This window comes from Candidatus Poseidonia alphae (assembly GCF_943787815.1).
Taxonomy (GTDB): domain Archaea; phylum Thermoplasmatota; class Poseidoniia; order Poseidoniales; family Poseidoniaceae; genus Poseidonia; species Poseidonia alphae.
This window is the reverse complement of the sequence record NZ_CALSNW010000001.1, coordinates 819,508-844,764: the sequence shown is the minus strand read 5'-3', so window position 1 is coordinate 844,764 and position 25,257 is coordinate 819,508. Positions and strand designations below refer to the sequence as shown.

Genomic DNA, 25,257 nt, shown 5'->3' with positions numbered 1-25,257 from the left:
GTCTATCGTGAATCCTAGCCGGGCGAATCGTGGGGTCTAGGGCTGCCGCTGGCGACTGTAGAGGCGGATAAACCAGCGTTGGGCACCGACGCGCTCACGAACGGAGTTGAGCAAGACGCTCTTCGTACAGAACTTCCCAAGGGAACGAACCATCTGAACCCGGGATTCGTCCGAAATGCCCGCCTGCGGCGGTCACGGAATAGATGGGCCGTAGGAGGTCGAGGTCACGTGCGATGGCTCCGGGCCTGAAGTCAAACGTTGACTTAACACGGTTAGCGATGGTGCGTTCATCGATTGTGGAAGTGCCAAATGTTTCCACTCGAATGCTCACGGGTTCAGCGACGCCGATAACATAGGCAAGCTGAATTTCACACCGTGCGGCTAAACCCGCTGCAACAACGTGCTTGGCGGCCCAACGAGATGCATATGCAGCCGAACGGTCCACTTTCGACGGGTCTTTTCCTGAGAAGGCTCCACCGCCGTGCCGCCCCATACCTCCATAGGTATCGACAATAATTTTCCTTCCCGTCAAACCAGCATCTGCGTAGGGGCCACCAGGGTCTGCAAAGCGGCCGGTGCCGTTGACGACCAGTTCGTATCCATCACTGAGCAAAGCGGCTGGAATTACCGCTTCAACGACATGTTTCTTGACTTCGGAACGCACATGGGCCAATTCTTCGTCTTCTGATCCTCCGAATTGGTCCTTGAGAGCTTTATCGTGTTGGATGGCGATGATGACGGTGTGAACCTTAGAAACATCCCCGTTTGTATCGTATTCAACGGTGACCTGCGACTTTCCATCGGGCCGGGCCCAAGGCAAAATTCCTTCTTCTCGCACCGTTGTGAGCCTTCGAGTCAACCGCTGAGACAGTGCTGCGGCGAGGGGAAAATACCGCCCCTCAAGCCCTTCAAACGCTTCTGTTTCGGTGCAGGCGTAGCCGAACATCAAACCTTGATCGCCTGCGCCTTGGGACAACCCATCTTGATTCACTCCTTGAGCGATGTTGGAGGATTGTGTGGTGATGTGAACTTGGACTTCGGTCCATTTTGGGGAGCCGGCATCCATACCGATGTCGTGGGAATCATAGCCGACGCGGAGAGCGGCTTCTCGAGCAACTGCTTCGTAGTTGGGGGCCGCCCCGTTCAGGGAGACCTCGCCAGCCAACACGATGAGGCCCATGTCTTCCTTACCTTTGACACAAGTCTCGACGGCTACGCGTGCGTTGGGGTCGATGGCAAGGCATGCATCAACAATGGCATCGGAAACAGTGTCGCAGAGTTTGTCTGGATGCCCCCGAGTCACGGATTCGGATGAGAACAAGTCAACGGTCATACTTTGTCGCCTCTTCTCGCCTTATATGAAATCAACGCTTATTTTGTACTGCTTTCCAAGAAGGTTTTCCCCTTTAAAGCACCGAAACCCTTCACGCACGAATTATCCCCCGAACCACGGCTGGTGCCCAGATGTCTTCCAACGAGGTGCATGTGATTTCACGCAACGGGGCCACCCCTCCCTCAAAAAAGAATCGTTACAGGGCCAAAACCCATCATCTATGTTTCGGCGGCCAAAGCAGGACTTGAAGAACTGTTGGCCGCACGGTTAGGGTGAGGGATAACATGTCACAACCAGGAGATGACGGTTGGATTCAAGTTCGCGGGGCGCGAACCCACAACCTCAAGGACGTCTCAGTCAACCTTCCAAAAGGGCAATTCGTCGTTATATCGGGCGTATCAGGGTCGGGAAAGTCCAGCCTTGCCTTTGACACGTTATACGCAGAGGGCCAGCGACGCTATGTGGAAAGCCTCTCCTCATACGCTCGTCAATTCATCGGTCAAATGAAGAAAGCAGATTGCGACACAATTGAAGGACTTTCTCCCGCCATCTCCATCGACCAAAAGCAAGGAAGTCACAATCCCCGTTCAACCGTTGCAACGGTGACTGAAATCCAAGATTACTTCAGATTACTGTGGGCCCGAATCGGAAAGCCGCACTGCCCAAAATGCGGGAAAGAAGTTGCGCGTCGAACCGTACAGGAAATTGTTGACGACATCTTCTGGAGAATGGAAGGCCACGCTGTAGCCATTTGGAGCCCTGTCGTACGCGCTCGCAAGGGAACGCACGCTGATTTGTTTAGGCAACTCGTTGAACAGGGCTATCTAAACGGGCGCGTTAACGGCCACGAATCAGAATTTGAATCCGCCCCGACCCTCGACAAAAACTTCCGCCACGATATCGATGTTCGCATCGACCGACTTCGTTGCACTAAGGACCGAAAGCAACGGCTGACTGAAGCGGTTGAATCGGCTCTGCGCTTGGGCGGTGGAACTTTGGCTGTTGAAAGCCTCGAGGCTCCGAAAAAGCCGGAAGAATTGAGCGATAAATCAAACGCAATGGAGACCGAAGTGGGTCAAACCATCGCCTGGTCGGAAGATTTCGCTTGCGCCGAACACGGGGCTTTCATGCCCGAATTATCACCGCGAGTCTTCTCATTCAACTCACCCCTCGGAGCCTGTGGGACCTGCCAGGGACTTGGCGTCCAGCGCCAATTCAACACAGAACTGATCATCGACCATTCGCTCAGTGTTTCCAACGGATGCGTCAATCCGTGGCGCCAATCCATGTCCCCGTCATGGTATCGTAAACTCATGGAGCGTACCTGTGAACATTACAACATTTCAACAACGCTTCCCTTCGAAATGCTGGATGAGGATGAGAAAGATATCCTTCTGCACGGCTCGGGCTCTACGATCATCCATTACGAGTTCACCTCGGAAAACGGCTCTCAATACAAGTACAGTAAACCCTGGGAAGGCATCATTCCTCGTCTGGAAAAAACGTACACTGAAACAACCTCTGAACGTTCCCGGAACCGTTTGATAGCCTGCATGACCGATCTGGACTGCCACGCTTGCCGCGGTGAGAAACTCAACGAAGCCGCTCGCTACGTTACGGTTGGAGGCATCCGCCTCCCCGAAGTCAGCCGTTGTTCAGTTCACGATGCGCTCGGGTTGGTGAAAGCATGGAATCCAGAAGGAGAAGGCCCGCCAGAAGCCTTCCAAGATATTCTCGAGGCCTTGGACGACCGCAGCATGTTCATTGGAACTGAGATTTTGAAAGAAATTGAGAACCGACTTGGCTTCCTGGACAGCGTCGGACTGGATTATCTTACCCTTGACCGAAAGGCGAACACCCTTTCAGGAGGAGAAAGTCAACGCATCCGTCTCGCCACTCAAATCGGCAGCCGCCTAACAGGCGTCATGTACGTCTTGGATGAACCCTCCATTGGATTGCATCAGCGGGACAATGAACGACTGCTCCAAACGCTCAGAGAACTGAGTGATTTGGGCAATACGCTTCTTGTTGTGGAACACGATGAGGACACGATTCGCCAAGCCGATTGGCTCTGCGACCTTGGCCCTGGTGCTGGACTTGAGGGCGGGTATATCGTAGCCAATGGGCCGCCGGGCGAAGTGATGCATAACGAAGAATCGATTACGGGAGCCTATCTCAGTGGAAAGAGGTCCATTCCTTGGCCTGAGCAACGCGTAGCGCCAACAAAGAAGCACCTAACGGTCAAGGGTGCCCGACACAATAACCTGCAAAACATCACGGTCAAATTCCCACTTGGGTGCGTGACTGCGGTAACGGGCGTCTCAGGCTCAGGCAAGTCTTCACTGGTTTCAGGAATTCTTGCACCTGCTCTTCAACGAGAACTCCATCGGGCAGAAACCTTGCCGGGAAAACATACGAGCATTCAAGGCATTGAGAACGTGGACAAAACCATCATCATCGACCAATCTCCAATCGGTCGCACACCACGTTCAAATCCAGCAACATACACCAAAGTTTTCGACGAGATTCGGGCCCTTTTTGCGAACACCAAAATTTCCAAAGAGCGCGGATACAAAGCAGGCCATTTCAGCTTTAACGTGAAGGGAGGCCGGTGTGAAGCCTGCCGCGGCGGAGGCTCCATCAAACTGGAAATGAATTTCCTTCCAGATGTTTGGATTACCTGTGACATTTGCGCTGGCAAGCGATACACACGAGAAACTCTTGAAGTCGAATGGAAAGGAAAAACCATTCACGACATCCTTGAAATGCCCGTTTCAGAAGCGGCTGTTTTCTTCCAACATCATCGTAAAATCCATCGCACCTTGGACACCTTGAACGCCGTTGGCCTCGGCTATATTCGCCTGGGGCAACCTGCAACAACCCTCTCTGGTGGTGAAGCGCAACGAGTAAAATTGGCTAGCGAATTGCGCAGAATGCCCAACAAGCATACCGTCTACATCCTTGATGAACCAACCACGGGCCTTTCCTTCAGCGATGTTGCAAAACTCATCGATGTGCTCCACGAACTCAGAAATAAAGGCCACACCATCATCGTCATCGAACATCATTTGGACGTTGTCAAATCAAGCGACTGGGTCGTAGACTTGGGTCCTGAAGGCGGTGAACGCGGTGGTGATGTCTTAGCAACAGGCCCGCCCGAGGCGATTGCAGCAGTTGAAGAAAGTTATACTGGACAATTTCTCAAGAAAATGCTGGAACAATGACCGCCGCAGACTACAAAGAGCGTATGCGTTGACCACTCATTGCCCACGGGCCGGTGACCCCCATGCCAATGACTCGAGTAGAGGTTACGCCACGACAAGGGGAAGGCATGCGGGACGTACGCGGGGATGTTGTACGCAGACAATTGGCCGCCGACCACAACATCCACGTCCCCGAAGTACGTTCGGTTTACGGATTCCTCGTGAATGGAGAGACTCCTCCCGAAACCATCGCTGCACGAATTGATGATTTATTTTCCGACCCGATCATTGAACAGGGCGCAGTGAACACCATTCTTCTCACGACCGAGATGTTTAGCAGCATACCGGATGCAGTGATTACCGTTGGATTCAAACCCGGCGTTACCGACAACCCCGGAAAGGCAGCAAAGGACGGGTTTACAACCCTCTTTCCCGCAGATATGGATGCGACGGTAGCTACCTACCAAACCTATGCATTCTACGGCTTATCGGCGGAGATTGATGTCAACTGGTTGGCTGGGACCTTGCACAACAATTTGATTCAACGAGCTCTCATCGCCGACAAGGCAGCATGCGAGCAACAAACTTGGCCAGAACTCGATTATCCAACGCCACCTGAACAAGTGTTCATCCCCCCCCAACCAATGGATTTGGAATGCGATGACGCGACCCTCGAAGAAATCTCCGTCAACGGGCTGCTTGCATTGAACGTCGAAGAGATGCAGGCCATCCAAGCGCACTATCGAGACGACACCATCCGGGCTTCTCGTGCAGCGGTAGGGATCGTGCCAAATGCCCCTACCGATGTTGAATTGGAGTGCCTAGCGCAAACCTGGAGCGAACATTGTAAACACAAGATTTTCGCCTCAAAGATCCATCACATTGACCATGAAACAGGTGAAGACACCGTCATTGATTCACTCTTCAAGACACACATTATGACCCCAACCCATGACATGCAAAACGATGTGGATTGGCTCTTATCGGTCTTTCACGACAACTCTGGAGTCATCGCTTGGGACGATACGTGGAGTATTTGCATGAAGGCGGAAACCCACAACTCCCCATCGGCTCTTGACCCGTACGGTGGAGCGATGACTGGAATCGTTGGTGTGAATCGCGACATCATGGGGACTGGACTCGGCGCCCGCCCAATTGCAAATACCGATGTGTTTTGCTTCGGACCCCCTAATTGGGAAGGCGACCTCCCAGACAACCTCTTCCACCCATCGCGAGTTCTTCGTGGCGTTCACGCAGGCGTTCGTGTTGGCGGAAATGAATCGGGAATTCCAACGGTTAACGGAGCCATTGTCTTTGATGACCGATACATCGGAAAACCGTTGGTTTACTGCGGAACCGTAGGGCTCATGCCGCGAACCCTTCCAGACGGCCGCCCGTCCCACATCAAAACTCCTCTAGCGGGAGATATCGTCTATATGGTCGGTGGCCGAGTTGGATATGACGGCATTCACGGAGCAACGTTTTCTTCCCTTGAATTGACAGAAGAATCCCCCTCAAGTGCCGTTCAAATCGGTGACCCGATCACTCAGAAGAAAATGCTTGATATGATTCTCGAAGCAAGAGATGAAGGCCTCATTACGTGCATTACCGACAACGGCGCGGGCGGCCTCTCTTCATCGATTGGAGAGATGGCGGAATACACCAACGGTTGCGAAATCGACCTCGCACAAGTTCCACTCAAGCAAGCGGGCCTCTCCCCTTGGGAGATTCTCGTTTCTGAAAGCCAAGAACGCATGACGGTAGCAGTAAAGCCAGAAGACCAAGCAACCTTCGAAGCGCTCGCCGATTTGCATGAAGTTGAAGCAACCGCAGTTGCCACATTTACCTCAACCGGCATGTTCCATGTTCGTTACGATGAGACCACGGTCGCCTACCTCCCGATTGAATTCCTCCACGATGGAGTGCCGCAACTGCAGTTGGAGTCCGAATGGACGCCACCAAACCAACCCCTCTTCCAACCCCCTTCAACGGCAAACCATTCTACCCTTCTGACCGAGATGCTTCAACGGCCAAACATTGCAAGCAAGGAAACTTGGGTCCGTCAGTACGACCACGAAGTGATCGCCCAAACCGCCATCAAACCCTTTGTCGGCGTAAAGCGAGACGGCCCCGGAGACGCTGGGGTCATCGCTCCAATTCATGGCGACCCTCACGGCATTGTGATTTCGTGTGGAATTGCCCCACGCTATTCAGACATTGATGCGGGCGCTATGGCAGCAGCAGCTATTGATGAAGCCGTTCGAAACGCAGTTTGTGTCGGATTGGATGTTGACAAAATGGCCGGTCTCGACAACTTTTGTTGGCCGGACCCGATCGAATCCGTTAAAACCCCAGATGGCCGCTTCAAATTAGCTCAACTTGTACGTGCAAACCGGGAACTGGAACGAGTTTGCCGCGCATACCGACTTCCATGTGTGAGCGGTAAAGATTCCATGAAGAATGACTACGGCTCGGGCCCCGAGAAGATATCCATCCCGCCAACGCTTCTCTTCTCGCTCTTCGGCGACCATCCCGATGTCCGCTTTTCGGCAACAAGCGACTTCAAGCGAGCGGGCGATCGAATCTACCTGGTTGGAACATCCCACCAAGAATTAGGCGCAAGCGAGATCGCTTACATGCTGAACGAGCGCGGTGAGGCAGCAGGTATTGGGGGCGAAGTACCCCAACTCCTTGACCCCGCATCCAATCTTAACACCTATCGGCAACTTTCCACAGCCATACATCAAGGCCTCATCAAAACCGCCCACGACTGCAGTGAAGGTGGCATTGCAGTTGCAGTTGCAGAGATGTGCATCGGAGGCCGAATCGGGGCAGAAATCGACATCGATGGAACCGGAGATGGAGATGTTTGGGGGCGCCTTTGGGGCGAATCCCTGGGGCGAATCGTTGTCGCAGTTCCAGAAGCAAGCGAGGCCGATTTCTTGGCCCTCATGAAAGGGCATCCAACAACGATTTTAGGTTCAGTAACCGTTACACCAACACTCATCATCACCGATGGAGACGACCATCTTTTGAAGAACGACGTTGAAGAAATGGCAGAGGCTTGGAAGGGCACACTTGACATGACTGGAGGTGTTGCTTGATGCAGCCAAAGGTAGCCGTTCTCTTTGGTTTTGGAATCAATTGTGATCACGAAACAAAAGCCGTTTTTGAACTGGTCGGGGCATCCGCCGACCGCATTCACGTGAACCGATTTATCGATGGTGATGCTGCATTAGAAGCGTACGACATTCTCGCTGTTCCCGGAGGCTTTTCATTCGGAGACCACCTTGGAAGCGGGCGATTGATGGGCAATAGGATGCGGTACGCAATGAGGGATGCGCTTCAGGCCTTCGTTGAGGCAGGGAAACCAATTATCGGTATTTGCAATGGATTTCAAGTTCTTGTCAAGACGGGACTGCTTCCGGGCCCCGAGGGAAGCACATCTCCTGACTTCATTCAACGAGGAAGTCTCGGTTTGAACGACAGTGGCCGCTATGAAGACCGATGGGTGACGTTGGAATTCGACCCCGAGAGCCCGTGCATTTGGACCAAAGGAATGACCCGAATGGAATGCCCAGTAAGGCACGGGGAAGGGAAATACATCATGCCTTCATCAGAAGATTTGGATCGCCTCGATTCCACACACCAACTCACGGTGCGATATGTAGACCCCGATTCAACGGTGGGAGAAGGCCGAACAGACGTCCAACTCCCCTATCCATTGAGTCCAAACGGGAGCATGCGAAACATCGCAGGAATTTGTGATTCTACAGGGCTGGTCTTTGGATTGATGCCCCACCCTGAAGCAATTTACGCCCAGTGGCTCCATCCACACCATACCCGAGACGGAGCTCAAACTCACGGTGCTGGCGCAATGGATGGATGGGAAGGCGAAGGATTGCAACTCTTCCGCAACGCAGTAGAACACGTCCGTTCCAACAGGTGAATCTCATGGAGGCTGAAGGCCGCCAAATCCACATTGATGCGTTACGAGGCGTCGCGGTGGCTTTGATGGTCATGGTCCATGCAGCGGCAACGTGGAATCCATTTTCGACTTCACAGCCCTCCCCACTCGCGTACATTGTTTCTGGCCTTGGAGGTCTGGCAGCACCTTTGTTCGTGACACTTTTGGGATGGGGTCTCATGAAGGCCACACTGTCCTTTCATCAACGCTGGACAAGAGCGTTGTTTCTGTTTGCCTGTCAATTCCTTGTCAACATCAGCGCACCGCATTTGTTTGAGCCGTTTACACCAGGGGTTCTCTCTTTGATGGGGCTTCTTGTTTTGTTAGAGCCATTATGGGCGTGGCCGTTCAAGACATACAGAAACCCAATCATGCCCCTTATTCTACTCTCAGCGCTGTGTTGTTCAATCATCCTTTTGTTTCCCGAACTCCAAGGTGAAGGCATCTGGGGTCTTCGAGTGCAGACCCCAGATGCACCGACTGCCCTAAGTCACCTGTTATTGACAGGGACCTATCCGCTTTTCCCATGGGTGCTTTTTGCCGCACTGGGTGGTATGTTACAACGTATGGAACAACGGGAGTTGACCCACTTTTATACTGCCTCAATCACTTTTGGACTGATTTTTTCAAGTCTAACACTCGCTTACTCGATATCGATCGAACAAGCATGGGCCTTGCCGTCGGGCGATGCTGTATTGACGTTTTTTCCTTCCAATGCACCGTTCCTTGTTGCTGCAATGACGGGCGTTCTTCTCTTTTGGAGCAGTTCATCTTACCTCCTCTCTCGAGCAACGATACTCTCCCAAACGGGTCGAACATCACTTACGGTATACGTGGCTCATTTTATCCCACTCGCGCTGTTCCATACAGTTGATCAGACCAACAATTGGTCATTGACGCAATCATCCCTCGTCGTATTGGCCTACACCACCGGATGGATTTTGATCGGAGCGTTATGGTACAAAAAAGCCCCAAAAGCCACCCTGGAGCACCTCATGCGAACACTTGGCCCGGGCACACAATCTCCAACGCCGGGGCCCTCCAAGAAACTGGAGTGACGGCAAACGGTTCATAGAGCGATCGTGCGAATGCCCGACCATGACATGGCCTGCGTGGGTAGCAAGAGGGATTCTAAGCGGAGCTTTGGTCGTTGGAGCAAGTGAAGTTGCAAAGCGTTCTACGCTTTACGGCGCCTTGCTCGTATCCATACCGTTCATGAGTATCCTCTCAATCATCTGGTTGTACAGGGATACTCACGACACGGAGCAAATTGCTGATTACGCTGAGGGCATTCTCTGGCTCATTGTCCCTTCGATGTGCCTGTTCGTCATTTTGCCCTACCTCTTACGAAGAGGATGGGGTTTTGAGTTGGCGCTCATGGCAGGGATAGCGGTCACCGTTTGTGTTTATGCGACCTGTGCATACTTCGCAACGTCCGTAGTTGGCGTTGAGGTGTAGTCAGATGTCACCGGTGAAACGGGACGGCTTAAGCCGCCCCGCCTCATTGGGGGGACATGTTGATTGTGTTCAGGCTGCGAGGGCTTCAGTAGCCTTCTTTGCGCCCATCCATGCGACAATACCGAATCCGATCTTGTTGATGATGTCTGCAACGTTGTAGGCAATGGCCATAACTTCAACACCGCTTGTACCGACATCGATCATGTTGACGCTGGGGTTGAACATGTATCCGAGGGGGTAGATGACCCAACCGACTACGATGAACCAGCGAAGTGCGTTGGCGCTCCACATGAGTTCTGGCTTAATCTTCGAGTTATCGACTCCTTTTCCGGAGGACCACGGTGTCCCTGTGGCAACGATGATCATTGCCCAGCCGACGCCACCAAGAACAAGTCCAGCGATTCCGGGAATGGCGCCCGATTCGCCGAGGTATCCAAACCCAATCATGACGAGTGCACCAGTGAAACAGATGCCAGTGAAGCCCATGCCGAGGAATTTCTCGTCGGTGATGGCATCCTTACCAACAAGGGAAGGGAACTTCAAAGCCATCAATGGGACAGTAATAATCCAATCCATGTACCGGTACTCAATCGAGACCGTACCTAGGTCGGTGTAAACGCCTCGCATGTAGTAGTAGTGGAATGCAGCGATACCAACAATCAATGCCGAGATGGTCATTGTTGTGCGGTATTCTGGGGCTACATTGCTGCGTTCGCTCATGAAGAACACGAAGGCCGCACCCATTGAGATGTAACCAACAAAGAACAAAAAGAAGGTAATCAGTCCAAGCGTATCCCCTTTGTATTCAACAGAGGGGTCTACAATGTCCGCAGCGCTGACCGTTCCGGCCATTGCGAGGGCAATCGTTCCAATCAGCAGCAGGCTCGTGGTCTTTGAAAACTTTTCAGAAATCATAATTCTCAAACCCGCCTAGTCGCCATTCCGCATATAAAGTGCTGTTTTTTTCTTTCTGGCTGTGAAAGGAATAAAATTATCCGCAGTACAGCGATTTTAAGGAAGTGAAGTCAAAGAAACTCCGGTCTGGACTGCCCAAAGGCGAGCGTAGGTCCCATTCAGTAGAACCAACTCGTCATGACTTCCGTCTTCAATGATGGCTCCGTTCTCAAACACCAAGATGCGGTTTGCATTTCGCACCGTAGAAAGCCGGTGGGCGATGATGACGGTGGTCCGACCCTTTGAAATTCGCCCAATCGAACGTTGTAAAGCCGCTTCTGTTTCATTATCCACGGCCGATGTAGCTTCGTCTAAGACCAATAAGGGCGCATCCTTTAGAACAGCGCGAGCGATGGCAAGTCGTTGCCGTTGACCGCCAGACAAGCGGTGACCCCCTTCCCCTACCATTGTACTCCATCCATCGGGCAACTGCTCAATAAACCCGGTCGCCTCTGCAGTCGCGGCAGCCTCTTTGACCTCATCATCGGTACAATCTGGGTTTCCATATCGAATGTTCTCCATGATGGTTGTCGGAAACAGAGTGATGTGCTGGTCCACCATTGCAATTGATGAGCGAAGATGACTTAATTTCCATTCCTGTATCGGCGTTTCAGACCATGTTATCGCGCCAGATGTAGGCTCTGCAAAGCGGAGTAAAAGCCGAACAAGCGTTGTTTTCCCAGCACCAGTGGACCCGACAACACCCGTTGTATGGCCCGCCTCCAACTCAAGATTAAGGTTTGAAAACACGTTGTCGCGTCCAGGATAAGCGAAACTCACGTCGCTTAGAAGAATGTTTGACGTTGCTATCTTTTCAAGAGGGGGTTGCTGTGCGCCTTGTTTGATTTCTGTGGGTGAGGTGAGTACGTCCAGTACTCGGGTAGAGGAGGCCATGGCCCGCTGGTAAAGGTCGAAGGTTTCGCCAAGCCGCGTAAGTGGCCATAGAAGCCGTTGGGTCATGAAGACCAACACCGAGTATGCACCGATGGCGAGCGTACCTTCGAGAGCCATCCAACCTCCAAGCAACAAGGTAGCAGTAAAACCACAAAGAATGGCCATCCGAATAAGAGGCGTAAATGCCGCTGACAAACGTATGGCTTCTCGGTTTGCATCACGGTATTCGTTGCTCAAAGCCTCAACTCGCTTCATTTCCCGCTCTTCTGCGGTGAAGGATTGGATGGTTGACATACCCGATAAATCGTTTTCAAGAAGCGCATTCATCTTTCCAGCGGTGCTTCTTACCTTAGCATATCTAGGCTCAAGACTGCGCTGATAGCGGAACGAACCCCAAACGATGAGAGGGATCGGGAGAACAGCGAAGAGCGCAACTTCCCATGAGATCATCAGGAACACTGCACCTACAACCAGTACCGTAGTGCTCACTTGGAGCAAATCATTGGCCCCCTTATCCAAAAACCGTTCAAGTTGGTTGATGTCATCGTTGAGAATAGCCAGAATATCTCCTTTCTGTCGTTCATCGAACCACCCCATGCCCTGTTGTTGGACGTGGTCAAACGTGTCGAGACGCAATTCGTGCTGAACAGTCTGTGCTAAATTTCTCCACAAGATGCCGTAAAAATATTCGAAGAGTGACTCAAGCCCCCATATGAGGAAGGTGAGTACAGAAAGCAAAATGAGTTGATGCCAAGGGTCTACCAAACCATACGATGCAAGCAGAGAGTCCTCCTTTAGAACCACAACATCAACAGCCAGCCCAATCAACAATGGGGGGGCAAGGTCCCATATTTTGTTGAACACCGAACAGAACGAAGCCAGGCGGATGGTTGCCCGATGCGGACTCATATAGGTAAGCAAACGCCGAAACGGACCGCTCTCGCTCATGTCTATGGGACGCCGGGGGGCTTTGAGAAGCCTCCCGTTGAAATCGCTCGATAGCGTAAGTCCTATGCCCTGCCCGCCATGACCTTAGGACGAGGCCCATGCACGTCGGAGAGACAACAGTACTGGAAAAAGTGCGCAGAGGCACTCATCCAGCGCGCCATATTACGCTCATCGATCCGGCGAAGCAAAGCCCAGACACGGCCGCTCAACGCGCAATGCTTGCCGTAGAATCGGGTTCAAAGATGGTTTTTGTTGGCGGGTCCACCGACACCCCGGACAAGATCGTCCATGCAACATGTGAAGCCATTCAAGAAGCATTTGAGTTGAGAATGTTCGCAGCAAGCCAAGACCCTGAGGGCGACGAATCTCAATGGGACATTCCCGTTGTTTTGTTTCCCGGAGGCGCTCATGCGCTGTCTCCGGCTGCAGACGCCATTACATTCATGATGCTCATGAATTCAACAAAACGAGAATTTTTGGTTGGAGAACAAATTCGTGGAGCACCTTATTTGGACAAATTTGGCGTTGAGGCCCTTCCCACAGGATACATTGTTTGCGCCCCAGGCGGCCGAGTGGGGGAAGTCGGCGCTGCAGAACTGATACAATCAACGGACGTTGATTTGGTGCATGCTTACGCACTTTGCGCCAAGATGTATGGGTTTTCTCTGCTGTACTTAGAAGCCGGCAGTGGAGCGCCATCTCCCGTTCACACGGACCTCATCAAGAAAGCGAGAGAGGTTGAGGGATTAACACTCATTGTGGGCGGTGGCTTACGAACCTCTTCAGACGTTGAGGCTGCGGTTGAGGCTGGGGCTGATTGGGTTGTTACAGGAACCGTTACAGAAGACGCAGCATCAATGGATGAACTTCGCAGTCGATTGCAAAACCTGGTCGGCGCTTGTTCAAGCAACTGAACGTTTCACTCGTTTTCTTCATCAAAAAGCACAGGGTCTCCGGTTCCACCGGGGGATGGAGGCCTTACTCCCTCAACGTCCATGCCTTTCTCAAGAACCGTTTCTTTGGTGTTGAGGTCCAACTCATCTCCTTCAGCCAACCGAGACATGTCATCGGTCGACGGAGATTCGATGACGCGCTCAACATCGGGCGCGTTGGCGTAGAGTTCCCGCTTCAACTCACGGCTTTCATGGCTTCGAACAAGAGAGAGGGAGTCGGCAAAGACGCGACCGACAACTTCTCGAGTGCGTTCACTTCGACGAGCAGAATGCAACTCATGTTCCATGGAACTTCGCTGATCTTCCAACTCACGCAATTCAGCAGTGCGGTCCTGAAGTGCAGATTCGAGGTCGGTCATGGTGAGGGTGATCTGTTGCAAACGTTCGTCACGCTCAAACACATCGTTGTGAAGGCGTCGTTCTCGTCGTCGCAATGATTCATATTCTCGGTTTCGCTCAAGAAGTCGGCGTTTGAGCTCTTCGATTTGTTCAACGAGGTAATCGTGCTCTGCTGAAACGGACCGTGGCCCCTGCATGACGCGCTCGAGTTGCTCCTCCAGTTCTCCAAGGCGGCGGTCGCGGGCATCCAAAAGTCCTCGAAGGCGGTCAGCAATATCTCTCAAACGTTGACGTTCTTCCTCAAGCGCTTCAGCGGCAGCCTTCTCAACCTCAAGTTGGCGTTTCTTTTCATCAACCTGATTCTTCAAGAGACGAACCTCTTCAGCAGTAACCGATGTCAAGCCAGCGTCTGCAGCCCTTTCAAGCGCCTCCACCATTTGGGAGATACGCCCTTCCATCTCCCCAATGACGGCGTCCTGTTGGGTGGTAAGGTCTCGTAGTTGGGATACCTCATGTTCCATAGAAGATCGTTCTTGTTGTGAAAGGGAAGATTGTTGGGACGATAATTCGTTCTTGGTATCGTCCAAAACGCGTTCAATGTGAATGATTTTTGCGTCTGCTTCTCGCAATGCCTGTTCTGATTCAGCCAATTTAGCGAGCTCAGGTGCAACTTGGTCGTGCCGCTCGGCTAAATCCAATTCTACAACACGCAGTCGTTGTTTCACAGTAACGAGTTCATCGTTTCGTTTTGCGAGTTCATCCCAAGCGATCAGCACCTCGTCTACGAGCTGCTCAATTGGATACCCTTTCAGCATTCCCTCAAGGGCTGCCCGCTCATCGTTGGTCGAGGTTCCAACTCGACGAATTCCACCAGGAGATGAAGCATCTACCGTCATACGGTTGCTCATCGCGGATTAACCACACTTGAACCTTCCCGCCACGACAGGGCTAAGCAGTGCTGATTTGAGACCCTTTGAAGAGTGCCGAATCAGTTGATGGACGTGTACATGTCATCGGGCATTTCACTGGCGAGTTTCAAAGCACCAGCGGCCACAGAGTTGATGGGGTCTTCAACGCACCAGACTCGAACATCTCCGATATCAGAGATTTCCGAGGCGATTCGCTCGGCACATCCTTCGATGAGTGATCCTCCGCCTGAGAGAATGATGTTGTTTCGGAGAATGGGTTGGTATTCTGGGTCAGCGCCAGCGACGTTGCGCTTGATGGCGTTTCCAATCTTTGGAATGATGAGTTCACAAGCCTCTTGAATCAAATCGCCAATGTCGACAACTTGTCGCTTTCCATCCACGGACAGTTCTACGGTGACTTCACGAACGTCGCCGCCGACATAGGAGGACGCTTCCTTCCACTTTCGGACCATGTCCTTGGTGACTTGAGCTCCAGTGTACTTCTTGCGGATGAGCGCCATGAGTTCCAAGTCCAACCAGTCTCCGGCTTCGGTGATGGTGACTTGGTCTTCATCGGTTGGGAATGTTCCGTACACACGAGCGATATCAGTTGTTCCAGCGCCGATGTCAACAACGATCGAGCCTGCGATTTCGTCAATTCCATATGCTGTTGCGAACGGTTCAGTAACGACCATGATGGCGTTAACTTGTCCTCGTAGAGTTGCTACGAGGTTGGACTTGTCTGTAAAAGAAACGTGGCTTGGAGAGCAAATGACTCCAAGAACTTCGTCGAACTCTTCTGGGTCAACGGTTTCAAGAAGATGAGATACAAAGGCCTTTGCTGCTGCGAGGTTAGCCTCATCGTCTTGCGTGACGCCTGCGGCCATAGGGCGGTAAAGGTTGCAAGCGAGTTTGTTCTTGAGGGCGTCATCTCCAAAGAGGACGTCACGGCCAAGGAAGTTCCGTGCAACAGGGTCCTTTGGACGACCGACAACGGTCTCAATGGTGTGCATTTTTCCAGCGCTTGAAGCAATGGTTGATTGGTAGGTTCCTAGGTCAATTCCAACATATAGGCGGTCGCTCATTTTTGTTCACCTTCCGACTTGCGGACATACCTGCGAGTATGCCACCAACCTTCAAGGTTCACCTTGTGAAATTGATGGGAATGGATGCGTTTGCCGGTAAGAGTTGAAGAGCAGTCAACCGTTTACTCTTCTTGCTCCTGCAAAAATTCTCTTTCCCTTTCTGTTTGCACAAATGGCGCCGATGGTTCGCCAGCCGTATCCACTCTCAGTTGCCGCTTTGACCACCAGAAACTGGCGATCGCAGCGAGCAACGCGCCAGTCAAAGCCCACTGAAGTAAGGGTGGAGACGATTTGGTGGTAATCAACACCGGTTCTTCTGTACCGTTATCGTGTATTCCTAACCGTTCAAGAGTGATGTTCGCAGTTGTATTGATAATGATACGTTCCTGAGAGGCTGCCGGAGATGCGTTGGTGGTTTCGACGAAAACTTGGAGAACGAAATCACCGTTCTGCAAATACTGCAACGGTAAATCAGCAGGATTGTGCCAGACACACGACATGGTCCGGTTGATGTCATGTTGAAACTGACAATCCGTGATGGTGTAATTTGAATTGTTTGAGTACACCAACTGGGCGCCAGTGCGGTATCCATCCCCATCTGCATCGTTCACCTTCCATTCTACTGAGAAAGTATCAACCCAAACCGTACCGTTTTCAGGAACGTTGGTGATTTGGATGAGAGGGACTTCATCAAGAGGGTAACATCCATTTGGCATGACGGGCCAAGAATCGTCTTCAGTATAACATTCATCCGAATCATCGAGAACACCGTCTCCGTCCGAGTCATCAATACAACCGTCGTTGTTTGCATCATAGCCAGAAGCATTCAATTCTGGACAATCATCATAGGGGCTGACAACACCGTCTCCGTCCTCATCATCGAGGCATCCGTCTCCGTCTCCATCATTTCCAAATGCATTTTCATTCGGACATAGGTCGTCCATGTTCGCCACGCCATCACCGTCTCCATCGAGGTGGTCATCTCCATCTCTATCCACGCCTTGGACGATCAGGCCAAATCCAATCCGGTCTCCATTGAGCCCCACTGCTCCAGCATCCCCGCCGGGGGCAACATAGCGTGCTACGATCTCCACGTCAAAGTACGAATGCTGCGCTAGCAAGTCATTTGGAAGGTTCACTCCAACCGTCGTCTCGTTGCTTCCAGGAAATACATTGAGGTCATCAAAATCCGCTACAGTTCCATTGAATTCTGTTGGCGTTCCGTCAGCATGCAAACGATCTGGAATAACAACGGTTCCGTCGGGGAATGTTATCCGCAGTTGCAGGTCGTCAACCGCAGAGGGCTCAGGTTGGGCGGGGTAAGCCAAACGAATGGCGACATCTGAACCTTCAAGCGGAGAGAATCGTTGTTGGAACCGTTCACCGGTCTTGAGAAACGGACCTGCTGCACCAACCCCGTCCCACGAAACTTCTGAGAACCCCGAGAGATTGCTTTGTTGTCCGCCATAGGATTCCATCCAGTCCGCAGGGTTGGAATTGGTGAGCCGATAACTGTCATGAACCCACACGTCGCCGATTGGAGGGACCGCCCCCGCGCCGTCAAGGGTTGATGGATCAAACACCTCACTCAGGTTCAGCCGGCCCCACCCATCGTTTGGGTTGTGCAGCTCATGGCCACCGTCCCCCCCGCTTCGCTGGTCTTGGCTGAGCGGCGTTGCTGCCAGCGCCAGAGTTGCACGCATGAGTGAACCAGAAGGAGTAAACCCCGGTCCAAGAAGGAGTGTTGTGTTGGTCGGCACAACTTCAACCCACGAAGGCTGAAGGGTAGAAAGAGGAACCGCATGCAATGTTTCGAAGGAACCGGTCAGCCAACCGTCTTGATACATTTGCTGAAGGACGCCCGCAGCGCCTGCGGCAGCGGGCGTCGCCATACTCGTTCCCGAGGATGAACGGAGGTTGTTATTGTTTGAAGACCAGTCGCCGTCGGCTGCTGCGGATTGCACACTTCCGCCCGTTGCTAGCATGAACACTCCATCGGTTCCGGCTTCGGTTGGGCCGTATGACGAGGACCCCCATACGATTGCATCAGTGGCCTTTGTCGTTGCACTGATCGATACGACATTGCGTCCGTTTGCAGGCTCAAGAATTCCCGCACCTGAATTGCCCGGGGCGATGAACGAAATGGACCAAGGCATTGCTTTGGCGAATCCATCAAATGTCGCCGTTCTTTGAGTGTAAGCGGTTGTGGCATCGCCCCATGAATTTGAGTGGATGTAGGCGCCTTGAGCGGAGGCTTCGTAGAGCAAATCATCAACGTTTGGAGGAACCCAGCCTTCCGAAGAAACGATGTCTTGCATCAGAAGCTTCGCTCCGTGGGCCAGGGCTGAACCGTTGGCTGGAATTGCACCGCTTCGGTCGCTTGAGACATCAAAACACACCAAACTTCCTGCAACATGTGTTCCGTGCCGATAGTCTTCGTGGCCAGGAGTGTCGTTTTCATCAAGGGTTGTGTTGAGAAGCAACACCTTCCGATGTTGGTCGCCAAAGAGCCCCACCGCAGGATAATCAGCTGAGGGTTCCGCATACACGCTCGAAGGTTCTGTGGCGTTACGAAAGCAAGCGTGGTCGGCATCAAGACCGCTGTCAGCCACTCCTAATGTGACACCAGTTCCGTTTAATCCAAGGCTCCAGAAGGGATGTTCAGTGAGCCGACCGTGCTCGTGAATAGAAGCACTTTGTCCGTTTCGGCCTTCTGTGTTTAGGACGGGCTCAATCCACAAAACACCTTCAATGTCTAACGCCGCTTCAATAAAAAGTATGCTTTGAATTTGCACGTTCACGAAGGTGGGAATGGGAAGAAGGGGGCCTACATTTCGATCGGCTAAACGACCTCCGTGCGCATGCAAGGAATCTGCAATATTCAACTTCACATCAACTGGAAGCCGCGGTTCGTAAACAAGACGAACCCAGTCCCCAACCCGCGCATCATACCCCTCAATGCCGGCTTTCCAGACGGCGTCAGTAAACAAATCCACGGCATAACCCGGGGGGGCAGTGGCATCGTAGGGCACCCACACAAGAAGGGATTTTTGGTCCACGACACGAAGCGGCGTCAATCCATTCTCGGCCAACGCCGACCACTTGTCAGAATCCCAAACGCCGCTCTCCAAAACAAACAATTGCTCCTTTCCCATCACAACCTCTGAGATTTCGGACTCCACGGGGGGCGCATACATTCCCGAAACCAACGGTAGGAAAGCCAGAACAATCATCGCCCAAGCCTTCGACATGACACTCCGAGCATCCCTTTTTGTCTCAATCTTGCGGTTGTTCGTTCGCTCAATTCGCGCCAGCGCGTTTAAGGATGGATGGCGGGTCGGTCGGTCCGATGAAGGCCTATCGAGTGACAGGGACGGCACCTTTTGGGAGCCAACGGCAAGAGTTTTCTTACGACTTTACCGCAGAAAATGCTGAACAAGCAACCGACAAAACATATTCCATTCTTGGCTCACGTCACCGTGCTAAGCGACGAACCATCGCTATTGCTAACGTTTCAGAAATTGATCCAAGAACTTCAACCGAACCCCACATTCTTCATGATTTCCGTGAGCAAATCGCAGCTCAAGGTGGACCCATTTCACCCGTCAGCGAAGAAGAGTGAACCCTACGGTCGTCGCCTTCTTCAACTCCTAACGAATGGAAGGGTTGAGCCCGATGGTAGACCGAACCCAATTGCAGCGTATGGCGAGGGATGTTGAGGCATTGCGTAAACGCCTTGATGAAATTCATCTACGTATGGAGCAAGTGGATGCAGTTCTGTCCGAGCACAAGATTACCGCAGCATCTCTCAAGGCACTGATGGCCCATGAAGATCCGAACAACGCGTCGAGCCATGTTTCAATCGGTTCAGGAGTAAGCCTTCACTACCGCCACCAAGGAAGCGAAGAAGGCATCGCGCTGGTTGATTTGGGAGCAGGTGTTTTCGGTGAGCGCCACTGGTCAGATGCCCACGCCATCACACTCGAACGAGAAAGTGACATTCAACATCTTCGTGACGAATTGCAAGGGCAGGCCGAACAAACAGAAACCAATCTTGCCCAGGTGGCTCAGGCATTCAACACCGCTGCTGAACAACTCCAATCTCTTTCTGCCCCGCCCGCAGAAGCCAAACCTCTTCCACAACAACCTGTAACTGAACCCGATCCGGAGCCGGCCAAACCTGCCCGAAGAGGGCGGAAACGGGGAATGTTCGGTAACGATTTGACATTGGATGACTGAGGCGATTGAATGGGCTTATTTGATAAATTTCGTAGCCGAGTCCGTGAAGTTGCAAGCGATGTCGATGAACAAGCACTTTCCGCAGATGCAGAATCGGCGGAAGCCAAAGAACTCCTCCATACAGCAACCGATGTAGCCAAGCCGTCCGATGATTGGGACGATTTGGAAGCGATTGAAGCCGCCGAACAAGAGGCCCAAGCAGCACCTGCGCCCGATAACGAATGGGATGAATGGGACGACGACGAACCAACGGCTCCAATCGCGCTCACCAAGAAAGAACGGAAATTCCTTGAACGCCAAGAAAAGGAACGAAAAAAGAAAGCGGCCAAGGTTGCTAAGGACATGAAGAAGCGAGGCGCAGTAGACATTGCTCGCCCGAGAGGCTCCAAAGTTGATTTAACCATGATGCGAACCACAACGGGACGGCAACTCGTCAAAGTCAAACAAGCCCCAAAAGGGTCCTCAAAAACGGCGAAACTGGAAACAGAAGCCGGAACGACACTGGACATTGAACTCGGGGGCGGGGTGGTCAGCGAGGGGGGGCGTATTATCAAGCCAAGTGAGGCTCTAGACAACCTCCTTGAAGAATTGGAATGGGTCCTCCTTGAATCCGATATCTCCCAACACGCTACCAATGCGCTCATCTCCAGCCTCCGTACCGCACTCGTGGGCTCCCGTTTGAGAAAGGGTGCTGAACTGCCAAAGGTTCTCGAAGCCGCCCTCAAACGAGCACTTCATGGGCTTTTGGAAGCCGGTTATTGGGACTTTGACGCGTCCGTCAAAGGATTCCTTGACGCAGGCGACTCCCCCGTCGTTATCATGATGGTTGGTGTCAACGGAACCGGTAAGACAACAACTGCCGCTAAAATTGCCCATCGCCTCCTCAAGAACAACATCAGCGTCATCGCTGCAGCAGGTGATACGTTCAGGGCTGGAGCCATCCAACAATTAGAATCTCATTGTGAGGCGCTCGGTATTCGTTGCATCTCAAGTCAGCGAGGCGGCGATTCAGCCGCGATTGCCCGCGACGCGATCGACTCAGCAAAAGCACGGGGCATCGACGTCGTCTTGGTCGATACAGCCGGACGGATGCAGAACAAAACCAACCTCATGAACGAACTTAACAAAGTCCGCAAAGTAACCAACCCTCACCTCACGCTCTTTGTCGGCGACTCGCTTGCAGGAAACGATGCCGTTGAACAAGCTAAGATGTTCCAAGAGATCATGCGCTTTGACGGGGCAGTTCTGACAAAAATGGATACCGATGCAAAGGGCGGGGCCGGGCTTTCGATTGCCTACGCAACAGGCCGACCGATTGTCTTTGCAGGAGTTGGCCAAGGCTACGAAGACTTGCTACAATTTGAACCACAATGGTTGCTGGACCAGTTGTTTGAGTGAGCGCATAGGAGAAGAACCCCCAACGCCTCGCCGCAACATGGCGGATATGTTTGCAGATGAAGACTCAGCCCGATTTTTTCAAATCGTTCAGATGTTACAACGTTCAACCATGCTTCACATGGGCTATTTACCCGACCAAGACCACACGTTTCACTACAACCTTCTGGAGGCCAAGGAAGGAATAGAGGTTCTACGAATGTTTCAGAAAAAAACAGAAGGCAATCTGACCACCCAAGAAACACAAATGCTTCGAACGGTCATCAGTGATTTGCAAATGCACTTTACCAAAGCACCACAACTGCATCGCAAGCGGCAAGAAGAACAGGCACAAAGCGAAGTTATTCGAGAGACATTTAACCATCCTCAGGACGGGCCAGTCGAAGACCTGTCAACATCGGCCTCTGTGGAAGAAGAATAGCGGTTGTTTGATGTGGAAGAACTCTGTCCGTTGCTTTGATTGGTATGGGCCTTGTCACCGACGTTAACGATGACGCAGCACCAACCGTCCTCATTGTTGACAACAATCCTATGGCGTCGATGCGCCTTACCAACCTCTTCAGAGCAAAGAATTTCAACATTGAACTTTGCGAAGACGGTGACAAAGCCGTCGATGAATACATCCGCCTTGATCCCGAACTGGTCGTCCTCTCCCTTGATCTCCCTTCCCTTGATGGCCACCTTGCAGCATTGGAAATGCGGGAGCACGGCGGAGAACAACGCATCGTGTTCGTGGCCTCAAGCCGTTTGGCCGAGCTCGCCCGTGATGCTTCGTTTTCTGCTGGCGCCGTTGCTTGGTTGCAAAAGCCGATTTCCAGCGAAGCACTGGAGGCGTCATGGAACAACATCATTGGAACCATCCCCGAAGCACCAGGCTTGGAAGATTTGGATTCCCTCTACCCGGAAGACCGCGTCAAAGTAGAGGCGGATGAGGGGGCGCTACTGCGTGAATTGCCCTTGCCTTTACCCGACCTCGTGCTACCGACCCTCCCTTCAGCGGAACTCATAATGGCAGAAGTAGCAACTCCTGCAAAAAAGAAGAGTTGGAAGAAACGGGCGGGCTTGCTTTTCATTCTCCTTTCAATCGGAGTTGGAGCAGCATACTACCTCGGATACGTTCCCGTTTGAATCATGACTTACCGGCGTTCACCTTGGCGCCTCATCTCACAAGGAGCCGGCATGCTCATCCAAGGCGACAAAGGCGATGAACGTAAAATCACTTTACCAATTCATTCATAGGCAAAAGGATTGTAGTGGTTTTATGAAAGGGCAAAAAACGCTTGCATTATCCCTCATCTTTCTGTTCCTCTGTTCCGGTTGTTTGGGCATGGTTGAACCTGAGGTGGAAGCCCCGGATGTCGTTCTCCCCGAAAATTGGTCTGAAGTTCCAGCACGAAGCATTGGCTCACCCCAGTTGGAAGGATACGATGATTGTGAGGACCTGGAGCGCTCACTCAAAGGTTCGATAGAAGAAGAATACAGAATCCAACTCTTGCAGGCTGCCGCGGAAGAATACTACTACGGCGGCGGTATGTGGTTAGAAGACGATATGGAAATGGTCGCCGACGATGCTGACGGAGGCAACTCAAAACAACCCAGAACCACATCAACGCGGGTTGAAGGCGAAGATTACTCAGGGACGAACAACCAAGAGCAAGGCGTCGACGAAGCCGATTTTGTCAAAACCGACGGATACAACATTTACTATCTACAAGGCCAGAAGTTACACATCTTCGGTGTCCCTGAATTTGGCCAACTTACCGATCTATCGAACACAACCGTAGAAGGAACACCACAAGCAATGATGCTTGATGGTGATGAATTGGTTGTCATTTCCACCCTGAGCCCATGGGGGCTTTCTCGAAGCAATCCGGTGGTTGAAGAAATGGGCTGGGACGGCGAGTATGGCAATTGGAGAACCTCAAGCCTGACCAAATTCACGGTTTATGATGTCACCAATCGCAGTGACCCCGACGTTGAGCGGGAGTTGTACATTGAAGGAAGCTACATCACGGCTAGAGAAGTCAACGGAACGGTCCGAACGATAAGTCACGCATGGATGGATGTGCAAGGCCTTCAGACTTGGTTGGACCTACCAAGCGGTTATTGGAACTTGGAGTATGACGACCCACTGCGCACCGAAGTGCGTCACAAAGTTGCATGGCAAACCATAGAGAACAATCGAAGAGCGCTTACCACGCTCTCCCTTGAAGACCTTCTCCCCCAGGTGTACGAATACGGCGATGGGGTTGTGACGACACACACCATGACCGATGGAGAATGCGCCGACTTTGTGGCGCCGAAGGAAGGGTTTAATCGGGGCATATCCAGTATCTTTTCTTTAGACCTCACCTCAGATACGTTCGATTTTGAAGTTGACCACGTCGTAGGAACCTACCCTCAAGTTTACGCCTCCCAAGACCTCCTCGTTTTGGCTGAAAGGGCGTTTGATTGGTGGTGGTTCTGGGGCAACGAGGAAGCCAACGAGATGACCAACCTTCACACCTTTGATATCAGCGGGGAGACAACACTCTACACCGGATCCGGACGGATCAACGGAACGGTCGTCAACCAATTCGCACTCTCAGAGCATGAAGGCGTTCTTCGAGTCGCTAGCACGGTAGGGCAATGGGCGCGCTGGTGGGTGGAAGACCCAGAACCCATGTCCTCACAACTCGTGACCCTTGTTCGTTCGATGAATGTAGAAACAGAAGAACAGATTTTAGTTGAAGCAGGGCGAGTGGATGGAATCGCTCCAGGAGAGCGCATTTGGAGCGCTCGATTTGACGGCGACCGGGCCTATATCGTCACCTTTGAGCAAATCGACCCACTCTGGGTTATTGATGTCTCAGACGAGACGCAACCCACCATCTTGGGCGAACTTAAGGTGCCGGGAGTTTCCACATACATTCATCCACTGTCGCGAGACCACCTTTTGACCATCGGGTTAGGCCCTGCAAACGAAGATGGCACGGGCCTTGACTGGTCGGGAACTCAGATTTCCCTGTTCAACATTACAGACCCTACGGCACCATCGCAAGCCGCAGCCCTCAGACTTTCGCCGGTCAGTACCAACGAAAGCGATTGGGTTTGGTCTTGGTCCGAGGCAACTTATGAATCCAAGGCATTCCAATACTGGGCGCCAAAGGAACTTCTTGCAGTACCCCTTTCCACTTACAGATACGTGGACTATGAAATCAACAACCGCTACTATTGGTCTTACGAATATGTCTCAAAACTGATGCTCGTCCATGTCAACGAGACGACCGGGGACCTCAACATCTACGGCACAGTTGACCATTCCGACCTTTACTCACAAGATGAAAACAATCGATGGTGGAATGAATACAACATACGCCGCTCCATCTTTATGGGAGACTATGTTTACGCCATATCTTCCGCAGGCATCACTGCAACCAACCTGACCACGCTTGAAGAAACAGCACGGGTTTTGATTGCAGAGGATTCACTAACCCACGACACCGATGTTTCTGAAACATCCACAGATGAAGAGCGTGATCGAGACGGCGGAGATGGAGAAGGCTCCAGCACCGAAGACAGGCCTCAAAGTGACGAATAAG

General features: G+C 52.2%; 18 protein-coding genes. 12 read left to right on the top strand and 6 right to left on the bottom strand.

Annotation, left to right across the window (positions count from 1 at the left end; all coding sequences use genetic code 11):
• Positions 1-94 precede the first annotated feature (94 nt).
• Positions 95-1,333: a methionine adenosyltransferase gene (gene metK, locus AAA857_RS03625; protein WP_338173213.1), complete on the bottom strand. Its 1,239-nt coding sequence runs from the start codon at positions 1,331-1,333 to the stop codon at positions 95-97.
• A gap of 284 nt (positions 1,334-1,617) precedes the next feature.
• On the opposite strand from metK, the gene uvrA reads away from it, so the two are divergent.
• From uvrA to AAA857_RS03600, 5 genes are all read left to right on the top strand, one after another.
• Positions 1,618-4,557: an excinuclease ABC subunit UvrA gene (gene uvrA / locus AAA857_RS03620; RefSeq protein ID WP_338173211.1), complete on the top strand. Its 2,940-nt coding sequence runs from the start codon at positions 1,618-1,620 to the stop codon at positions 4,555-4,557.
• A 107-nt stretch (positions 4,558-4,664) separates the two neighbouring features.
• Positions 4,665-7,640, top strand: a complete 2,976-nt coding sequence (locus AAA857_RS03615; protein ID WP_338173210.1) for an AIR synthase-related protein — start codon at positions 4,665-4,667, stop codon at positions 7,638-7,640.
• A complete protein-coding gene (locus AAA857_RS03610; RefSeq protein ID WP_338173208.1) occupies positions 7,640-8,485 on the top strand; it encodes a phosphoribosylformylglycinamidine synthase subunit PurQ in 846 nt (281 codons plus the stop codon). The genes AAA857_RS03615 and AAA857_RS03610 overlap by 1 nt, the downstream gene beginning before the upstream one ends.
• Positions 8,486-8,490: 5 nt before the next feature.
• Positions 8,491-9,561 carry an acyltransferase family protein gene (locus AAA857_RS03605; RefSeq protein ID WP_338173206.1) on the top strand — a complete coding sequence of 357 codons (1,071 nt, stop codon included), beginning with the start codon at positions 8,491-8,493 and terminating at the stop codon, positions 9,559-9,561.
• 40 nt (positions 9,562-9,601) lie between these two features.
• The gene (locus AAA857_RS03600; protein ID WP_338173204.1) at positions 9,602-9,961 is read left to right on the top strand and encodes a DUF3147 family protein; all 360 of its coding nucleotides are present in this window, start codon (positions 9,602-9,604) and stop codon (positions 9,959-9,961) included.
• Positions 9,962-10,030: 69 nt separating this feature from the next.
• Here AAA857_RS03600 and AAA857_RS03595 read toward each other — a convergent pair whose 3' ends face one another.
• Together AAA857_RS03595 and AAA857_RS03590 are read right to left on the bottom strand one after the other, a co-directional pair.
• Positions 10,031-10,876 carry a bacteriorhodopsin gene (locus AAA857_RS03595; protein WP_338173201.1) on the bottom strand — a complete coding sequence of 282 codons (846 nt, stop codon included), beginning with the start codon at positions 10,874-10,876 and terminating at the stop codon, positions 10,031-10,033.
• Positions 10,877-10,972: 96 nt separating this feature from the next.
• Positions 10,973-12,757: an ABC transporter ATP-binding protein gene (locus AAA857_RS03590; RefSeq protein WP_338173199.1), complete on the bottom strand. Its 1,785-nt coding sequence runs from the start codon at positions 12,755-12,757 to the stop codon at positions 10,973-10,975.
• A 98-nt stretch (positions 12,758-12,855) separates the two neighbouring features.
• Here AAA857_RS03590 and AAA857_RS03585 point away from each other — a divergent pair, with 98 nt between their 5' ends.
• Positions 12,856-13,671, top strand: a complete 816-nt coding sequence (locus AAA857_RS03585) for a geranylgeranylglyceryl/heptaprenylglyceryl phosphate synthase (protein WP_338173197.1) — start codon at positions 12,856-12,858, stop codon at positions 13,669-13,671.
• Positions 13,672-13,676: 5 nt separating this feature from the next.
• Here the strand turns inward: AAA857_RS03585 and AAA857_RS03580 are convergent, their stop codons facing one another.
• The 3 genes from AAA857_RS03580 to AAA857_RS03570 all read right to left on the bottom strand — a co-directional run bounded on the left by AAA857_RS03580 (position 13,677) and on the right by AAA857_RS03570 (position 19,293).
• The gene (locus AAA857_RS03580) at positions 13,677-14,957 is read right to left on the bottom strand and encodes a hypothetical protein (RefSeq protein ID WP_338173195.1); all 1,281 of its coding nucleotides are present in this window, start codon (positions 14,955-14,957) and stop codon (positions 13,677-13,679) included.
• An 80-nt stretch (positions 14,958-15,037) separates the two neighbouring features.
• Positions 15,038-16,042: a rod shape-determining protein gene (locus tag AAA857_RS03575; protein WP_338173194.1), complete on the bottom strand. Its 1,005-nt coding sequence runs from the start codon at positions 16,040-16,042 to the stop codon at positions 15,038-15,040.
• Between the two features lie 122 nt (positions 16,043-16,164).
• A complete protein-coding gene (locus AAA857_RS03570) occupies positions 16,165-19,293 on the bottom strand; it encodes a S8 family serine peptidase (protein ID WP_338173192.1) in 3,129 nt (1,042 codons plus the stop codon).
• A 98-nt stretch (positions 19,294-19,391) separates the two neighbouring features.
• Between AAA857_RS03570 and rpl18a the strand changes: the two genes are divergently transcribed.
• The 6 genes from rpl18a to AAA857_RS03540 all read left to right on the top strand — a co-directional run bounded on the left by rpl18a (position 19,392) and on the right by AAA857_RS03540 (position 25,256).
• Entirely contained in the window at positions 19,392-19,664 is a 273-nt protein-coding gene (rpl18a, locus tag AAA857_RS03565) for a 50S ribosomal protein L18Ae (RefSeq protein WP_338173190.1), read from the top strand.
• Positions 19,665-19,717: 53 nt separating this feature from the next.
• A complete protein-coding gene (locus AAA857_RS03560) occupies positions 19,718-20,281 on the top strand; it encodes a hypothetical protein (protein WP_338173188.1) in 564 nt (187 codons plus the stop codon).
• Between the two features lie 9 nt (positions 20,282-20,290).
• Complete coding sequence (gene ftsY / locus AAA857_RS03555) at positions 20,291-21,679, top strand: signal recognition particle-docking protein FtsY (RefSeq protein WP_338173186.1); 1,389 nt, start codon at positions 20,291-20,293, stop codon at positions 21,677-21,679.
• Positions 21,680-21,716: 37 nt separating this feature from the next.
• The gene (locus AAA857_RS03550) at positions 21,717-22,097 is read left to right on the top strand and encodes a DUF1844 domain-containing protein (protein ID WP_338173184.1); all 381 of its coding nucleotides are present in this window, start codon (positions 21,717-21,719) and stop codon (positions 22,095-22,097) included.
• A gap of 44 nt (positions 22,098-22,141) precedes the next feature.
• Positions 22,142-22,804 carry a response regulator gene (locus AAA857_RS03545; RefSeq protein WP_338173182.1) on the top strand — a complete coding sequence of 221 codons (663 nt, stop codon included), beginning with the start codon at positions 22,142-22,144 and terminating at the stop codon, positions 22,802-22,804.
• Positions 22,805-22,937: 133 nt separating this feature from the next.
• Positions 22,938-25,256 carry a beta-propeller domain-containing protein gene (locus tag AAA857_RS03540; RefSeq protein ID WP_338173180.1) on the top strand — a complete coding sequence of 773 codons (2,319 nt, stop codon included), beginning with the start codon at positions 22,938-22,940 and terminating at the stop codon, positions 25,254-25,256.
• Position 25,257 lies beyond the last annotated feature (1 nt).

What these genes read in the sequence shown, in the direction of transcription:
- metK (WP_338173213.1), bottom strand. Translation starts at nt 1,333, where the DNA reads ATGACCGTTGACTTGTTCTCATCCGAATCCGTGACTCGGGGGCATCCA.
- uvrA (WP_338173211.1), top strand. Translation starts at nt 1,618, where the DNA reads ATGTCACAACCAGGAGATGACGGTTGGATTCAAGTTCGCGGGGCGCGA.
- AAA857_RS03615 (WP_338173210.1), top strand. Translation starts at nt 4,665, where the DNA reads ATGCGGGACGTACGCGGGGATGTTGTACGCAGACAATTGGCCGCCGAC.
- AAA857_RS03610 (WP_338173208.1), top strand. Translation starts at nt 7,640, where the DNA reads ATGCAGCCAAAGGTAGCCGTTCTCTTTGGTTTTGGAATCAATTGTGAT.
- AAA857_RS03605 (WP_338173206.1), top strand. Translation starts at nt 8,491, where the DNA reads ATGGAGGCTGAAGGCCGCCAAATCCACATTGATGCGTTACGAGGCGTC.
- AAA857_RS03600 (WP_338173204.1), top strand. Translation starts at nt 9,602, where the DNA reads ATGACATGGCCTGCGTGGGTAGCAAGAGGGATTCTAAGCGGAGCTTTG.
- AAA857_RS03595 (WP_338173201.1), bottom strand. Translation starts at nt 10,876, where the DNA reads ATGATTTCTGAAAAGTTTTCAAAGACCACGAGCCTGCTGCTGATTGGA.
- AAA857_RS03590 (WP_338173199.1), bottom strand. Translation starts at nt 12,757, where the DNA reads ATGAGCGAGAGCGGTCCGTTTCGGCGTTTGCTTACCTATATGAGTCCG.
- AAA857_RS03585 (WP_338173197.1), top strand. Translation starts at nt 12,856, where the DNA reads ATGCACGTCGGAGAGACAACAGTACTGGAAAAAGTGCGCAGAGGCACT.
- AAA857_RS03580 (WP_338173195.1), bottom strand. Translation starts at nt 14,957, where the DNA reads ATGAGCAACCGTATGACGGTAGATGCTTCATCTCCTGGTGGAATTCGT.
- AAA857_RS03575 (WP_338173194.1), bottom strand. Translation starts at nt 16,042, where the DNA reads ATGAGCGACCGCCTATATGTTGGAATTGACCTAGGAACCTACCAATCA.
- AAA857_RS03570 (WP_338173192.1), bottom strand. Translation starts at nt 19,293, where the DNA reads ATGTCGAAGGCTTGGGCGATGATTGTTCTGGCTTTCCTACCGTTGGTT.
- rpl18a (WP_338173190.1), top strand. Translation starts at nt 19,392, where the DNA reads ATGAAGGCCTATCGAGTGACAGGGACGGCACCTTTTGGGAGCCAACGG.
- AAA857_RS03560 (WP_338173188.1), top strand. Translation starts at nt 19,718, where the DNA reads ATGGTAGACCGAACCCAATTGCAGCGTATGGCGAGGGATGTTGAGGCA.
- ftsY (WP_338173186.1), top strand. Translation starts at nt 20,291, where the DNA reads ATGGGCTTATTTGATAAATTTCGTAGCCGAGTCCGTGAAGTTGCAAGC.
- AAA857_RS03550 (WP_338173184.1), top strand. Translation starts at nt 21,717, where the DNA reads ATGGCGGATATGTTTGCAGATGAAGACTCAGCCCGATTTTTTCAAATC.
- AAA857_RS03545 (WP_338173182.1), top strand. Translation starts at nt 22,142, where the DNA reads ATGGGCCTTGTCACCGACGTTAACGATGACGCAGCACCAACCGTCCTC.
- AAA857_RS03540 (WP_338173180.1), top strand. Translation starts at nt 22,938, where the DNA reads ATGAAAGGGCAAAAAACGCTTGCATTATCCCTCATCTTTCTGTTCCTC.